This is a genomic window from Agromyces sp. PvR057 (assembly GCF_040547485.1).
Taxonomy (GTDB): domain Bacteria; phylum Actinomycetota; class Actinomycetes; order Actinomycetales; family Microbacteriaceae; genus Agromyces.
The window spans coordinates 32,046-46,850 of record NZ_JBEPPT010000003.1 but is presented as its reverse complement, the minus strand read 5'-3'; the positions used below and the strand labels follow the sequence as shown (position 1 = coordinate 46,850).

Sequence of the window (14,805 nt, the reverse complement as noted above, 5' to 3'; positions counted from 1 at the left end):
GGATGCCACCGTCCGCCGTTACCGAACCGTGACATCGCTCACTTACTTACATGTCAGTAAGTGTGTCACGATGTCCAACGTCACTCAACGACGAGCATGGATGGAGTTCAGGCGTGACCGCAACGACGACCGCCCCAGGGGCCCTCGACCCGAACAGGGCACCCGCAGCCGACACGGTCGGCGGATCGGCGATCGACCCGGCGACGCTCGCCGCCTCGCTCCCCATCGCCGAGAAGGTGGCTCTGCTCACGGGCGCCGCGACCTGGACGCTCCGGGCGATCCCCGAGATCGGCATGCGCACCATGACCGTCTCGGACGGGCCCATCGGCGTCCGCGGCACCGGCGAGGACGGACTGCCCTCGGCCCAGCTGCCCGCCCCCTCGGCCACCGCCGCCACGTGGGACGTCGACCTGCAGGCCAGGCTCGGCACGCTCATGGCCGGCGAGGCCAGGCGCAAGGGCGTCGACGTGATCCTCGCGCCCGTCGTGAACCTCCAGCGCAGCCCCGTCGGCGGCCGCCACTTCGAGTGCCTCTCCGAGGACCCGCTGCTCACCGCCCGCCTCGCGGTCGCGTTCATCGACGCGATCCAGGCCGGCGGCATCGCGGCCTGCGTCAAGCACTTCGTCGGCAACGAGACCGAGACCGACCGCACCTCCTACCTCTCGCGCATCGACGAGCAGACGCTCCGCGAGGTCTACCTCGCCCCCTTCGAGGCCGTCGTCGACGCGGGGGTCTGGACCATCATGGCCGCCTACAACGGACTCACCCGCGACGGCGTCGACGCCACCTCGACCGCGCACGAACCCCTGCTCAGCGGCATCCTGAAGGGCGAATGGCAGTTCGACGGCGTCGTGATCAGCGACTGGCTCGCCACGAAGACGGCCGTCGAACCGGCCGTCGCGGGCCTCGACCTCGTCATGCCCGGCCCCGGCGGTCCCTGGGCCGACGGCCTGCTCGCCGCGGTCGAGTCCGGGCTCGTGCCCGAGTCGGCCATCGACGACAAGGTCGCCCGCATCATCCGCCTCGCAGACCGCGTCGGCGCGCTCAGCGGCATCGCCGGCGAGACGCTGCCGTTCGACGACGCCGGGGCCACCGACGACCCCGCCGGCGACGACGTCGTGACCCTGCTCACCGAGGCCGCGGCGCGCTCGACGGTCGTGCTGCGCAACCACGGCGGACTCCTCCCCATCGACCCCGCGCTGCGCGGCCGCATCGCGCTCATCGGCCACAACGCCGTGCAGCCGTTCACGCAGGGCGGCGGCAGCGCGTTCGTCACCCCGCCGCACGTGAGCCAGCCGATCGACGCGCTGCGCGCCGCCTTCCCCGACGCTGCCGTCGACCTCCTGCGAGGCGGGGCCACGACCCTGCGCGCACCGCTCGTGCCCGCCGAACTCCTCTCGACGCCCACCGGCGAGCCCGGCATCCTCGTCGAGCACCTCGACGCGAACGGCGAGCAGGTCGGGTCGCAGGTGCTCCCGGATGCCGAGGCCCTCTGGTTCCCGATCGAGGACGACGCCGTGGCATCCGTCCGCGTGGTCACCGACCTGCACCTCACGCGCGCCGGACGCCACCTCATCGACCTCGGACCGGTCGGCGCGCACCGTCTCGTCGTCGACGGGGTCGAACGCAGCACGTCGCAGCGCGTCGTCGGCGCCGAGGTGATCCTCGACTCCAGCTACGCCAGCCCCGAGCACGTCGAGACCGTGATCGAGGCCGACGAGGCCCGCACCGTGCGCATCGAGGGCGACGCCCAGATCATCGACGGCGAGTCGTACGGGCGGTTCGTGCGCCTCCACTTCCGCCACCTCGAGCCGAGCCCCGGCATCGACGAGGAGATCGAGCAGGCCGTCGCCGCCGCCGAGCGCGCCGACCTCGCCGTGGTGGTCGTCGGCACGAACTCCGAGACCGAGTCCGAGGGCTGGGACCGGCCGAACCTGGCGTTGCCCGGCCGGCAGGACGAGCTCGTGCGGCGCGTGGCCGCCGCGAACCCCGCCACGGTCGTCGTCGTGAACGCCGGAGCCCCCGTGCTGCTGCCGTGGCTCGACGACGTCGCCGCCGTGCTCTGGTGGTGGCTGCCGGGCCAGGAGGCCGGGACGTCGCTCGCCGCCGTGCTCACCGGCGAGATCGAGCCGAGCGGCCGCCTGCCCTGGACCCTTCCGGCCGACGAGGCCGACGTGCCCGTTCCGCACGGCATCCCGGTCGACGGCGTCATCGACTACGCCGAGGGCGTCGACGTCGGCCACCGCGGCTGGGACCGCCTCGGCCGCACACCCGCCCGCGAGTTCGGCTTCGGACTCGGCTACGCCGCATGGGAGTACCGTGCGCTCGAGCTCGTCGCCGCGGCATCCGGAACCCCCGATGCCGACGCCTTCGCGACCGCCCGCGTGACCGTGGCGAACACGAGCGACCGCGACGGCCGCGAGGTCGTGCAGGTCTACCTCTCGACCGACGACGCCGCCCGCCCGGTGCGCTGGCTCGCCGGATTCGCCGTGGCCGACGTCGCCGCAGGCGGCACCACGACCCTCGACATCCCGCTCGCACGCAGGTCATTCGAGACCTGGTCGACGGATGACGCGACCTGGACCCTGCCCGAAGGCACGTACGGTGTGCTCGTGGGCCGGTCCTCCCGAGATCTCCGCCTGGAAGCCGTGCACACGGTCACAGGCTGAGCACCACCGAAACGCACCAACCCACACACAATGCAAGGAGGCATGGAAATGCGAAAGAGCATCCTCGCCGCGGGCGCCGTACTGGTCGCCGCCGGCTTGGCTTTCACGGGGTGCAGCGCGGACACGAGCGGCGGAGGCGGTGGCGCGAAGGTGCTCACCGTCGGCATGCCGAACGGTCCCCAGCAGCCGAACCAGAACCCGCTCGCCACCGGATCGGCATCGCTGTCCCTCGGCTACGCGTTCGTCGTCTACGAGTCGCTCATGCAGAACAACGAGATCGACCCGACCGAGGCGCCCACGCCGTGGCTCGCCGAGTCGGTCGAGTGGAACCCCGAGTACACGCAGGCGACCATCACGCCCCGCGAGGGCGTGAAGTGGTCCGACGGCGAGGACTTCACCGCCGATGACATCGCCTTCTCGATCCAGCTCCGCAAGGACAACCCCGAGCTGAACATCGACTTCCCCGACCAGTACGGCGACATCACCGTCGAAGACGGCAAGGTCGTCGTGAACTTCACGACCGGCCAGTACGTCAACGAGGTCAAGCTGTACCGGCTCCTCATCGTGCCCAAGCACATCTGGGAGGGCGAGGACGCCGTCACGTTCAGCGACGACGACATGGTCGGCACCGGCCCGTTCACGCTCAAGTCCTTCAGCCCGCAGGCCGTCACGCTCACCCCGAACGAGACGTACTGGGGCGGCAAGTCGAAGGTCGGCGAGCTCCGCTACGACGCCTACAACGACAACGCGGGCCTGACGACCGCGCTCACCACCGGCGAGGCGCAGTGGGGCTGGACCTTCATCCCCGACTACGAGTCGACGTACATCGCCAAGGACCCCGAGCACTTCAACCAGGTCGCCGGCGGCGGATTCGGCGTCGACGTGCTCTACCTGAACAACGAGACGAAGCCGTTCGACGACCTGGCCTTCCGCCAGGCGCTCAACATGGTCATCGACCACGCCGACATCACCGCCACCGCGGGATACGGCGTCTGGCCCGAGATCACGAGCGTCACCGGCCTGCCGCAGCCGTCGGGCGACGCCTTCATCTCCGACGCGTACCAGGGCCAGGAGCTCGAGGTCGACGTCGACGGCGCCAAGAAGGTGCTGACGGATGCCGGCTACACCTACGACGGCGACAAGCTCGTCGACCCCGACGGCGAGCCGGTCTCCTTCGCGCTGACCAACCCGAGCGGTTGGACCGACTACCTCGACGCACTCGGCATCATCGCCGAGGGTGCCAAGTCGCTCGGCGCCGAGGCCACGGTCGACGCGATCGTGCAGGACACCTGGTTCAACGACACCATCCCGTTCGGCAACTTCCAGGCGTCGCTGCACTGGACCGACGGCGGCTCGACCCCGTGGAACCTGTACTCGAACATCATGGACGGCGCCTCGTACGTGCCGCTCGGCGAGACCGCCAACTGGAACTTCGGCCGCTACAAGAACGACGAGGTCACCAAGGCGCTGTCGACCTTCAAGTCGACGACCGACGAGGGCGAGCGCCAGGCCTCGCTCGACGTCGTGCAGAAGCACTACGTCGAGGACGTCCCGGGCATCGTGATCTGGTCGCGTCCTGCCGTGGCGCAGTACTCCACGCAGAACTACACCGGGTTCCCCACCAGCGAGGACCCCTACGCGAACCCGCAGCCGACGGGTCCGCAGGCGGCACTCATCCTGTCCAAGCTCACCCCGAGCGAGTGACCCCGACCGGGCGCGAGCCCGGAACATCGGAATCATCCCGGAAGCCCCCCTCTTCCCGCAGGATGTGACGATGAGGTGCGGCGGATGCCATGCGCATCCGCCGCACCACCCACTCAACGTTGAGCTCCGACCAAGAGGTGACCCGAATGTCCTCCTCCTCCACCGAGGCATCGAACCCGTCCGACGCGACCGGCGCGTCCGACGCATCCGTCGTCGACGCAGCCGCCGCAGCCGACGCAGCCGCCGCGACGCCCGCGACCGATCCCGCCGACGGCGCGATCGTGCTCCAGGCGGTCGAGCTGCAGAAGCACTTCAAGCTCCGCGGCATGGGCTCGCGCGATGTCGTGCACGCCGTCGACGGCGTGAGCTTCGAACTGCGCCGCGGCCGCGTGCTCGCCCTCGTCGGCGAGTCGGGCTCGGGCAAGTCCACGATCGCCCGCCTGCTCGCGCAGCTCATGCCCACCACGGGCGGGCGCCTCCTCCTGCACGGCGAGGATGCCGCGGCCAAGGGCCGCCGCGCGTTCCGCCGCTACGTCGGCCGTGTGCAGATGATCTTCCAGGACCCGTTCGGGTCGCTGAACCCCGTGCACACCGTGCGCTACATGCTCACGCGCAGCCTCCGCATCCACCGCGGCCGCCTCCGCGGCACCGAGATGGAGGACGCCCTCGTCGAACTGCTCGAGCGCGTGCAGCTGAAGCCCGCCGAGCGGTACATCGACAAGTTCCCGCATGAGCTCTCGGGCGGACAGCGCCAGCGCGTCGCCATCGCGCGAGCCCTGGCGGCGGATCCCGAGGTGCTGCTCGCCGACGAGCCGATCTCGATGCTCGACGTCTCGATCCGCCTCGGCATCCTGAACCTGCTGCAGGACCTCCGCGACCGACTGCACATCTCGATCCTCTACATCACGCACGACATCGCCTCCGCGCGCTACTTCGCCGACCGCACGATGGTCATGTACGCGGGCCGCATCGTCGAGTCGGGCGACTCCGAGGCGGTCACGCAGGACCCCAAGCATCCGTACACCCAGCTGCTCGTGCGCTCGGCGCCCGACCCCGACGACCTCGAGGCGCGCGCGCACGGCGCACGCGGCGAGGCCCCCAGCCTCGTGAAGCCCCCGAACGGATGCCGCTTCAACCCGCGCTGCCCGTTCGCGACCGACCTGTGCCGCACCGAGCAGCCCCCGCTCCTTCCCGTCGGCGACGGCCGTGAGGCCGCCTGCTGGGGGTACTCCGACCGCTCGGACAAGCCCGAGCTCAGCGACATCGCGGAGGCACTGGCATGAGGTTCTTCCTGCGCCGACTCGGCTTCTACCTGATCACGTTCTGGGCCGCCGTCACGATCAACTTCTTCATCCCGCGCATCATGCCGGGCGACCCGGTGCGCGCGCTCATCGCGAAGAACCAGGGCCGTATCTCGACCGATGCCGAGGCCGCGCTCCGTACGCTCTTCGGGCTCGAGAAGGACACCTCGCTCTGGCAGCAGTACCTCGACTACTGGAAGCTGATCCTGCACGGCGACCTCGGCACGTCGTTCGCGTACTTCCCGACGCCCGTCGCCGACGTCATCGCCGGCGCGATCCCGTGGACCATCGGCCTCGTGGGCATCGCGACGATCATCAGCTTCACGATCGGCACCCTCATCGGGTCGGGCATCGGCTGGCGCCGCGGCACCTGGGCCGACTCGCTGCTGCCGATCTCGACGTTCTTCTCGGCGGTGCCGTACTTCTGGCTCGCGCTCATCGCGATCACGATCTTCTCGGTCACGCTCGGCTGGTTCCCCGCGAGCGGCAGCTACGACCGCTCGCTGGTGCCGACGTTCTCGTGGGAGTTCATCAGCTCGGTCATCTACTACGGCACCCTGCCCGCCCTCACGATCGTGATCTCGTCGATCTCGGGCTGGATCCTCGGCATGCGCAACATGATGGTCACCGTCTCCTCCGAGGACTACGTGACCGTCGCCCAGGCCAAGGGCGTCTCGGAGCGCACCGTGCTCTTCGGCTATGCCGCGCGCAACGCGATCCTGCCGCAGGTGTCCAGCTTCGCGCTGTCGCTCGGCTTCATCGTCGGCGGCACGCTCATCATGGAGATCGTCTTCTCGTACCAGGGCATCGGGTACTACCTCTTCACGGCTGTCGCCGCGAAGGACTACCCGCTCATGCAGGGCATCTTCCTCGTGATCACGGTGGCGGTGCTGTTCGCCAACATCGTGGCCGACTTCGTCTACGGGGTGCTCGATCCGCGCACCCGTCAGGAGGGTTGAGATGACGATCGACACCAGCATCGTCGAGGAGAGCGAAGAGCTCTCGAGGCCGTCGCAGGCACCGATGACCGGCGCCGTCGCGGCGTCGCGCGGCCCGCGTCGGGGCAAGCCGCGCAAGCTGCTCTTCCTCCGCAACTCCAAGGCCGTCGCCGGCCTGGTGATCCTCGCCTTCTTCTTCCTCATCGCCATCATCGGCCCGTGGATCGCGCCCTACGATCCGAGCGCACGCAGCGACGACATCCTGCAGCCGCCTTCGTGGGAGCACTGGTTCGGCACGACCCACCTCGGCCAGGACGTGTTCTCGCAGATCCTCGTGGGCACGCGCGGCGTCATCGTGGTCGGCTTCGTCGCCGGCATCCTGGCCACCGCGATCGGCGTCGTCATCGGCGTCACGGCCGGCTACGTCGGCGGGCTGGGCGACGAGAGCCTCTCGGTGCTCGCCAACGTGTTCCTCGTGATCCCCCAGTTGCCGCTCATCATCATCATCGCCGGGCAGCTGCCGTCGGTCGGGGGTGTCACGGTCGCGGTGGTCATCGCCATCACGGGCTGGGCCTGGGGGGCGCGCGTGCTGCGCGCCCAGACCCTCTCGCTGCGCCGGCGCGACTTCGTCGAGGCGGCGCGGGCCAACGGCGAGAGCACATGGCGCATCATCACCGCCGAGATCCTGCCGAACCTCACCGCGATCATCGCGTCGGGCTTCGTGGGCACGGTCGCCTTCGCCGTGCTCTCGCTCATCACGCTGTCGTTCATCGGCATCGGCGACACCGGCGAGTGGAACTGGGGCACCGTGCTCTACCAGGCGCAGTCGCAGCTCGCCCTGCAGCGCGGCGCGTGGTGGTGGTTCGTGCCCGCGGGCCTCTGCATCGCCCTGCTCGGCATGTCCCTCACGCTCATCAACTTCGGCATCGACGAGTTCGTCAACCCGCGCCTGCGTTCGACCGCACAGAACGCCAGGTCACTGCGCAAGCGCGGCATCCGCCCCCGCATCGGCTTCACCCCCGTGGTGCGCGAAGCCAAGGAGGACCGCGCATGACCATCACCAGCCCCCTCGGCGGCGGCATCGGCGACCCGCTCGCGTCCGCCGGCCGCCCCCGGAGCCTCACGCCCTCGGCCGACCCCGTGCTCGAGATCAGGAACCTCTCGGTCGACTACGGCTACGACGACGACCCGGTGCACGTGCTGCGCCAGGTCTCGCTCACGCTCGGACGCGGCGAGGTGCTCGGCCTCGCCGGCGAATCCGGCTGCGGCAAGTCGACCCTCGCCTACGCGGCGACCCGGCTGCTCCCGCCGCCGGGGCTCATCACGGGCGGCGAGGTCCTCTTCACCGACCGCTCGGGCGTGAAGACCGACCTGCTGCGCCTGAACGAGACGCAACTGCGCGCGTCGCGCTGGCAGGACATGGCGATCGTGTTCCAGGGCGCCATGAACTCGCTGAACCCGGTGTACCGCATCGGCCGCCAGATCGCCGACGGCATCCGCGCCCACGAGCCGAGGACCACGCAGAAGGAGGCGCTGGAACGCGCCGCGGAGCTGCTCGACCTCGTGGGCATCGCGCCCGACCGGCTGCGCTCGTACCCGCACCAGCTGTCCGGCGGCATGCGCCAGCGCGTGATGATCGCCATGGCGCTCGCGCTCGACCCGCAGGTGCTCATCATGGACGAGCCCACCACGGCGCTCGACGTCGTCATGCAGCGCCAGATCGTCGAGCAGATCGCGGAGCTGCGCGACCGTCTCGGCTTCTCGGTCATCTTCATCACGCACGACGTGTCGCTGCTCATCGAGATCGCCGATCGCATCGCGATCATGTACGCGGGCGAGATCGTCGAGGATGCCGCGGCGCTCGACGTGTACAACCGGCCCCGTCACCCGTACTCGTCGGCGCTGCTGCACTCGTTCCCTCCACTGCGCGGGCCGCGGCGCGAGCTCATCGGCATCCCGGGTTCGCCGCCCGACCTGTCGAAGCTCGGCCACGGGTGCCCCTTCGCAGAGCGCTGCGAGTTCGCCTTCGACGCGTGCGCGAAGGTGAATCCCGAGCTCGTGCATCCCGACGTGCCGGGCGACGACCCGCGTCGCGCGGTCGCGTGCCTGCGGCACGACCCCGCCGCCGTCCGCGCCGTCGGCGAGGAGCCCCTGCCCGTGCCCGCGGAGCTCTCGAAGACCTGATCGGCGGGCGCGGCGCGGCGCGCCCTCGCGCATCCGGGCGGACGGGCGCATCGAGACCGCGAACCCTGGTGCGACGTGCCCGCGCCGGTCCCGTACGGTGCGATCGCCTACCCGACCGCGCGCGGCGCCTTCACGAACAGCATCAGCACGAAGCCGACCGCGAGCACGAGCACGATGCCGAGGATGCCGAAGTAGGGCGCCCCGCCGATCGTCACGAACAGCGCGAACGCGGTCGGCGCGAGGAAGCTGACCGCGCGTCCGGTCGTCGCGTAGAGCCCGAACACCTCGCCCTCGCGCCCTGCGGGGATGAGGCGCGCCAGGAACGTGCGGCTCGCCGACTGCGCCGGTCCGACGAAGAGGCAGAGCGCGAGCCCGGCCGTCCAGAACACGATCTGCCCGCCGTCGTGCAGCAGGAAGACCAGCAGGCCGCTCACGATGAGGCCGATGAGGGCGGTCATGATCACGGGCTTCGCGCCGAGCCGGTCGTCGAGCGTGCCGACCGCGATGGTCGAGATGCCGGCGACGATGTTCGCGGCGATCGCGAAGATGATGACCTCGCCCGGCGAGAATCCGAAGACGGATGCCGCGAGCACGCCGCCGAACGTGAACACGCCGGCCAGGCCGTCGCGGAACACGGCGCTCGAGAGCAGGAACCAGACGGTGTTGCGCTGCTCCGTCCAGAGGCGCTTGATGTCGCGCCCGAGCCGGGCGTAGGAGGCGAAGAACCCGACCTTGCCGCGATCGACCGCGGCGGGGTTGCGGTACTCGGGCACCGCGAACAGCACGGGGAGCGCGAACAGCCCGAACCAGAGTGCCGAGACGAGCACGGTCACGCGAATGTCGAGCCCATTCTCGGATGTGACTCCGAACAGGCCGACTTCGGGACTGATGAAGCCGAAGTACACGACGAGCAGCAGCACGATGCCGCCGATGTAGCCCATGCCCCAGCCGAAGCCCGAGACCTTGCCGATCGAGCGCGGCGTCGACACCTGCACGAGCATGGCGTTGTAGTTCACCCCGGCGAACTCGAAGAACACGTTGCCCGCCGCGACGAGGAAGAGCCCGAGCAGCAGGTACTCGGGCGCCGGCTGCACGAAGAACATCGCGAGGGTGATCGCGACGACGATGTAGGTGTTCACGGCGAGCCAGAACTTGCGTCGGCCGCTCGTGTCGGAGCGCTGCCCGGTGATGGGCGCGAGCACCGCGATGAGCAGGCCGGCGATCGCGAGCGCCCACCCGAGCTGCGCCTCGACCGTGCCCGTCGGGCCGAACGATTCGCTCGTCAGGTAGACCGTGAAGACGAACGTGGTGACGACCGCGTTGAACGCCGCCGAGCCCCAGTCCCAGAGGCCCCAGGCGAGGATGCGTCCCTTGCGTGCGCCGGCGGCGGAGACCGCCTCGACCTGCTCGGTCGGAACGCCGATCGTCGCGGCGGCGCCGTCGGGGGGCGTGAGGTGCGACGGCGGGAAGTTGCGGGGCGCTGGGTCGGTCGGGTCGGTCATGCCTGCAGTCTCATTCGGTCGGGTGAACGGCCGGTGACGGATGCCGCGGCGCGGCGCCCATCGACCGGTGCCGCACGCTGGGCGGGCGTTCGATCGTCGGTGATCTGGGGGAACACTACTCCGCGTCGAGGCCCGGATCCCGTCGTCGAGCGCACCCGTTCGGTCGCGTGGGGTGCGATCGACGTCGACGCCGCGCCCGACGGCGCCCACGTGTTCGGCTCGCAGGTGTGGGTCGCGTTCTGCAACCCGATGCTCCTGACCGGGATCCGCCACCTGCCTGGCCCGCTGACACGGGCGCCGCGCCGCGGCATCCGTCACCAGATCACGGCCACGAGTTCACCGAACAGCTCCTCGGCGTCGCATTCGAGCCGCTGCCGCGTGAACCAGTCGCAGACGTTCACGCAGTCGCGATGCAGCAGGTCGAGCCCCTGCGGGTTCGAGACGAGGTCGACGACCTGCGGCAGGTCGATCGCCACGACGCGCCCGTGGTGCACGAGCAGGTTGTAGGGCGAGAGGTCGCCGTGCGCGAGGCCGTTGGCCGCGAGCACCTGCATGAACTCGACCACCTGGTGGAACAGGTCGCGGAGCTCCTCCGGCGTGGCCCGCACCTGGGCGAGGCGGGGGGCGGCGACCCGGCCGTCGCCGATGAACTCCATGAGCACCTCGGTCTGGCCGACCTGCACGGGGTAGGGCACGGCCGCACCGAGCTCGGTGAGGCGGCAGAGGGCCTCGAACTCGGCGCTCGCCCACTGCACGCGTGCGACGGAGCGGCCGAACGAGGTGCCCTTCGCGACGGCGCGCACGTCGCGGGTGCGGCGCAGTCCACGGCCCTCGGTGTAGATGGCCGAGCGGTGGAAGTCGGAGTGCTCGTTCGAGCGGTAGCGTTTCGCCGCGAGCACGACGCGGTTGCCCGCGACCTCCGCCGCGGCATCCGGGATCGCGCGCTCGATGAGGAACACGTCGCCCTCCTTGCCGGTCTTCACGACGCCGAGTTCGGTGTCGATCGCCGCGGCGGAGGTGACGAGCCAGTCGGGTCGCGGCATCGGGCCGCGCTCGCTGGGGGTGGTCGCCGGCCAGGTCGACCAGCGTTGGCCCTCGCCCGGTTCCGCGGTCTGGAACGCGAGGGAGGACAGGTCGGATGCCGAGGCGGTCGCCGCGGCGGAGGGGTCGTCGAGAGACGAGAGGAAGGTCACGGTGGTTCTCCGAATGAGATGGAGGCCACCGGGGTGCCCGGCCTTGCGGCTACAGGCTGGAGGCCTCGCAGGAAAGGGGGTCTGCGAAACGCGCGACGAAGGCGTCGGTCATGACTCGCTCCTTTCACTCGGTGAGGCGGATGCCGCGTGGTGCGGCTTGCGACACCATACGCGCCCCGCGCGCGGCTGTCCAGCGACGCTCCCGCGACCCTCGCCTATGGTGGTCGGACCGCACCCGCCGGACCCGACGGATGCCTCGCCGAGACCCGGGAACGGACGGCCGAACGATGACCACCCTCGGAGACCGCCGGCGCCCTGCGGTCGTGGTCGTGGCAGGGCTGCTGCTGTCGGCGTGCACGGCGGGGTGCTCGGCCGCCGTCGATCCGTCGCCGCCGCCGTCGCCGTCCGTGGCGCACCGGGACGCGCCGTCCGCAACGCCGTCTGCATCGACGCCCCCGCAGTCGGCCGCCGCGCCCTCTCCGCCCGCCGATGCGAACAGGCCCTTCCATCCCGAGGTCGGCCAGTGCATCGACGCGCGCAAGGATCGGCAGAGCGGACCCGAGTCGATCGTCCCCTGCGAGGTGGAGCACGACGACGAGGCCTTCGCCACGTTCATGCTCGACGGCGTCGACTACCCGGGCGAACTCGAGATGGAAGCCCTCGCGACGGAGGCCTGTCGGGCGCGACTCGGCGACTTCATCGGCATCCCGTATTCCGAGTCGGTGTACGAGGTGGTCGCGACCCACCCCACCGCCGAGAGTTGGCAGGCGCACGGAGATCGCAAGGTCACCTGCCTCGTCTGGTATCCCGCGGATTCCGTCGTCGGGTCGCTCGCCGGCGCCGGCTCGTAGGAGCCCATTCCCGCGACCTGCGGTTCGGCTCTTCCGCTGCGGGATCGGCGTGTGGTTGAGTGCAGTATGGCTGGGGGCGCAGGCGCGCAGGCGCCGTTCAACTTCCGTCTCGCGATCCTGCTCGCGATGGCGATGTTCGTACTGGTGGTCGACACGTCGCTCATGAACGTGTCGATCTCGGCGGTCGTCCGCGACCTCGACACCACCGTGAGCGGCGTGCAGGGCGCGATCGCGCTCGAGGCGCTCGTCTCGGCGGCGTTCATCCTGATCGGCGGCAAGACCGGCGACCTCATCGGCCGCAAGCTCGCCTACGTGCTCGGACTGCTCGGCTACGCCGTCGGCGCGATCGCGATGGTCTTCGCCCAGGACCTCACGGCGATCATCATCTTCTGGGCGATCATCGGCGGCATCGGCGCGTCGCTGCTGCTGCCCGCGATGCAGTCGCTCATCCACGGCAACTTCGAGGGGGCGCAGCAGAAGCGCGTGTACGCGCTGGTCGGCGCGTCCGCCGCGATCGCGGCCGCGGTCGGCCCGCTGCTGGGCGGCTTCATCACGACCTTCCTCTCGTGGCGCGTCGGCTTCGCGCTCGAGGCCGCGATCATCGCCGTCGTGCTCATCGGCATCGGCCTCGTGAAGGACGTGCCGTACCACGGCGACCGCTCGATCGACCTCGTCGGTGCGCTGCTCTCGATCGTCGGCATGGGCGGTGTCGTGACCGGCATCCTCGTGTGGCAGGAGGGCGGCGGCTACGTCGGCCTGATCATCGGCATCGGCGTGCTCGGCCTCGGCCTGCTCGTGTTCTGGTTGCGCAGCCGCAAGCGGCGAGGCAAGCCGACACTGCTCGACCCCGCGCTCTTCGAGTCGAAGATGTTCCGTGCGGGCGCGAGCGGGCAGCTGCTGCAGCAGATCGCGCTCGGCGGCACGATGATCGTGCTGCCGATCTACCTGCAGATGGTGTTCGAGTACAACGCGCTGCAGGCGGGACTCTCGATCGCGCCGCTCTCGCTCAGCATGTTCGTCGTCGCGCTGCTCGCGGGGCGAGGCCTCAAGCGACGGCCGGCGAACATCATCCTCGGAGGGTTCGCGCTCGTCGTGATCGGCGTCGCCGCCATCGTGCCGATCGTGCCCATCGCCGACTCCGGCTGGTACCTCGTGGTGCCGCTCATCGTCGCGGGCTGCGGCCTCGGCCTGCTCGTCTCGCAGCTGAACAACTACACGCTCTCGCCGATCTCCGACGAGCGGGTCAGCGAGGCCGCCGGCGTGAACTCCGCCGCCGGGTCGTTCGGCCTCTCGTTCGGCCTCGCGTTCGCGGGCGCGATCATGCTCGCGACCCTGGCCTTCACGTTCACCGCCAGCGCCGACTCGAGCACCGTGCTCGACGACGCGCAGCAGGAGCAGGTCTCGACCGTGCTCGAGGAGGACGCCGAGATCATGACGAACACCGGGCTCGAGGCGCTCCTCGCCGACGAGACCCCCGAGGTGCAGGAGGAGGTGCTGCGCATCAACACCGACTCGCGCTTCATCGCGCTGCAGATCGCGCTGCTCGTGCCGATCCTCGCCGGGCTGCTCGGCGTGCTGAACGGCTTCCGGATGCGCCGGCTGCCCGACCCCGCGCCGAACGCGTCGGCCGAGGGGTCGATGCTCGGCTGACCGGCTCCCGCGCGCCTTACGTGAGCACGAAGTACGCGAGCGCCGCGAGCCCGATCACGACGATGACCACGCGGTACGCGGTCTGCGGGATGCGTCGCCCGTAGCGGCCGCCGAGCGAGCCGCCGATGAACGAGCCGATCGCGATCGCCGCGGCGGCGGGCCAGGCGACCTCGGTCGCCGCGACGAAGACCACGGCGGCGGCGAGGTTCGCGACGGCGGCCATGGCGTTCTTGTAGGCGTTCGCCCGCGAGAGGGCGCCGGTCATCGTGATCGAGAGCAGCGCGAGCAGCAGCACGCCCTGGGCCGCGCCGAAGTATCCGCCGTAGACCGCGGTGAGCCCGGCCACGACGACCGTGGCGATCGGGTGGCCGTGGTGCTCGGCCCCCCGGTGCAGGCGCGTCGTCCACCGCTTGATCCACGGGCCGAAGATCACGAGGAGCAGGGCGAGCACGATGAGCGCCGGCACGATCGCGTCGAACGCCTCGCTCGGCAGCTGGAGCAGCAGCACGGCTCCCGTGACACCGCCCGCGGCCGAGAAGCAGAGGATCACCGCGAGCCGCCGCCACTCGCCCCGGAACTCGTGCCGGTTGGCGTACGTCGCGGCGAGCGAGGCCGGCAGCACGCCGACGTTGTTCGTGACGTTCGCGAGCACGGGCGGGTAGCCGAACGCGATGAGCAGCGGGAACGTCACGAGCGAGCCGGATCCGACGACGGCGTTGATCGACCCGGCCACGACGCCGCCGGCCATGAGGGCCAGGAACTCGAGCGCGTTCATCGTCTGTTCGGTCTCGCGCGGGGCATCCCCCGATTCAA

At 70.4% G+C, this 14,805-nt stretch carries 11 protein-coding genes; 8 read left to right on the top strand and 3 right to left on the bottom strand.

Going from position 1 to position 14,805, the window contains the following annotated elements; all coding sequences use genetic code 11:
- The first annotated feature begins 113 nt into the window (after window positions 1-113).
- From ABIC29_RS12895 to ABIC29_RS12870, 6 genes are all read left to right on the top strand, one after another.
- A complete protein-coding gene (locus tag ABIC29_RS12895; RefSeq protein ID WP_354245936.1) occupies window positions 114-2,669 on the top strand; it encodes a beta-glucosidase family protein in 2,556 nt (851 codons plus the stop codon).
- Between the two features lie 48 nt (window positions 2,670-2,717).
- Window positions 2,718-4,373, top strand: a complete 1,656-nt coding sequence (locus ABIC29_RS12890; RefSeq protein ID WP_354245933.1) for an ABC transporter substrate-binding protein — start codon at window positions 2,718-2,720, stop codon at window positions 4,371-4,373.
- Window positions 4,374-4,519: 146 nt separating this feature from the next.
- Window positions 4,520-5,656, top strand: coding sequence for an ABC transporter ATP-binding protein (locus ABIC29_RS12885; protein WP_354245930.1), 1,137 nt, complete (start codon window positions 4,520-4,522; stop codon window positions 5,654-5,656).
- Window positions 5,653-6,633, top strand: coding sequence for an ABC transporter permease (locus ABIC29_RS12880; protein ID WP_116079978.1), 981 nt, complete (start codon window positions 5,653-5,655; stop codon window positions 6,631-6,633). Before ABIC29_RS12885 ends, ABIC29_RS12880 begins: the two co-directional genes overlap by 4 nt.
- Window position 6,634: 1 nt before the next feature.
- A complete protein-coding gene (locus ABIC29_RS12875; RefSeq protein ID WP_116079977.1) occupies window positions 6,635-7,666 on the top strand; it encodes an ABC transporter permease in 1,032 nt (343 codons plus the stop codon).
- Window positions 7,663-8,796: an ABC transporter ATP-binding protein gene (locus ABIC29_RS12870; protein ID WP_116079976.1), complete on the top strand. Its 1,134-nt coding sequence runs from the start codon at window positions 7,663-7,665 to the stop codon at window positions 8,794-8,796. The genes ABIC29_RS12875 and ABIC29_RS12870 overlap by 4 nt, the downstream gene beginning before the upstream one ends.
- 107 nt (window positions 8,797-8,903) lie before the next feature.
- On the opposite strand, the gene ABIC29_RS12865 is transcribed toward ABIC29_RS12870, so the two are convergent.
- Window positions 8,904-10,298: an MFS transporter gene (locus tag ABIC29_RS12865; protein ID WP_354245925.1), complete on the bottom strand. Its 1,395-nt coding sequence runs from the start codon at window positions 10,296-10,298 to the stop codon at window positions 8,904-8,906.
- A gap of 314 nt (window positions 10,299-10,612) precedes the next feature.
- Window positions 10,613-11,491, bottom strand: coding sequence for a serine protein kinase RIO (locus ABIC29_RS12860; RefSeq protein WP_354245922.1), 879 nt, complete (start codon window positions 11,489-11,491; stop codon window positions 10,613-10,615).
- A 110-nt stretch (window positions 11,492-11,601) separates the two neighbouring features.
- On the opposite strand from ABIC29_RS12860, the gene ABIC29_RS12855 reads away from it, so the two are divergent.
- Window positions 11,602-12,342 (top strand): septum formation family protein, encoded by a 741-nt coding sequence (locus ABIC29_RS12855; protein ID WP_354245920.1) that lies wholly within the window; start codon window positions 11,602-11,604, stop codon window positions 12,340-12,342.
- Between the two features lie 66 nt (window positions 12,343-12,408).
- Entirely contained in the window at window positions 12,409-13,992 is a 1,584-nt protein-coding gene (locus ABIC29_RS12850) for an MFS transporter (RefSeq protein ID WP_354245918.1), read from the top strand.
- A gap of 16 nt (window positions 13,993-14,008) precedes the next feature.
- Here the strand turns inward: ABIC29_RS12850 and ABIC29_RS12845 are convergent, their stop codons facing one another.
- Complete coding sequence (locus ABIC29_RS12845; RefSeq protein WP_116079972.1) at window positions 14,009-14,767, bottom strand: sulfite exporter TauE/SafE family protein; 759 nt, start codon at window positions 14,765-14,767, stop codon at window positions 14,009-14,011.
- Window positions 14,768-14,805: the final 38 nt, after the last annotated feature.

Coding starts and splice junctions, on each gene's coding strand:
- ABIC29_RS12885 (WP_354245930.1), top strand. CDS start 4,520: ATGTCCTCCTCCTCCACCGAGGCATCGAACCCGTCCGACGCGACCGGC.
- ABIC29_RS12855 (WP_354245920.1), top strand. CDS start 11,602: ATGACTCGCTCCTTTCACTCGGTGAGGCGGATGCCGCGTGGTGCGGCT.
- ABIC29_RS12880 (WP_116079978.1), top strand. CDS start 5,653: ATGAGGTTCTTCCTGCGCCGACTCGGCTTCTACCTGATCACGTTCTGG.
- ABIC29_RS12870 (WP_116079976.1), top strand. CDS start 7,663: ATGACCATCACCAGCCCCCTCGGCGGCGGCATCGGCGACCCGCTCGCG.
- ABIC29_RS12890 (WP_354245933.1), top strand. CDS start 2,718: ATGCGAAAGAGCATCCTCGCCGCGGGCGCCGTACTGGTCGCCGCCGGC.
- ABIC29_RS12850 (WP_354245918.1), top strand. CDS start 12,409: ATGGCTGGGGGCGCAGGCGCGCAGGCGCCGTTCAACTTCCGTCTCGCG.
- ABIC29_RS12875 (WP_116079977.1), top strand. CDS start 6,635: ATGACGATCGACACCAGCATCGTCGAGGAGAGCGAAGAGCTCTCGAGG.
- ABIC29_RS12865 (WP_354245925.1), bottom strand. CDS start 10,298: ATGACCGACCCGACCGACCCAGCGCCCCGCAACTTCCCGCCGTCGCAC.
- ABIC29_RS12845 (WP_116079972.1), bottom strand. CDS start 14,767: ATGAACGCGCTCGAGTTCCTGGCCCTCATGGCCGGCGGCGTCGTGGCC.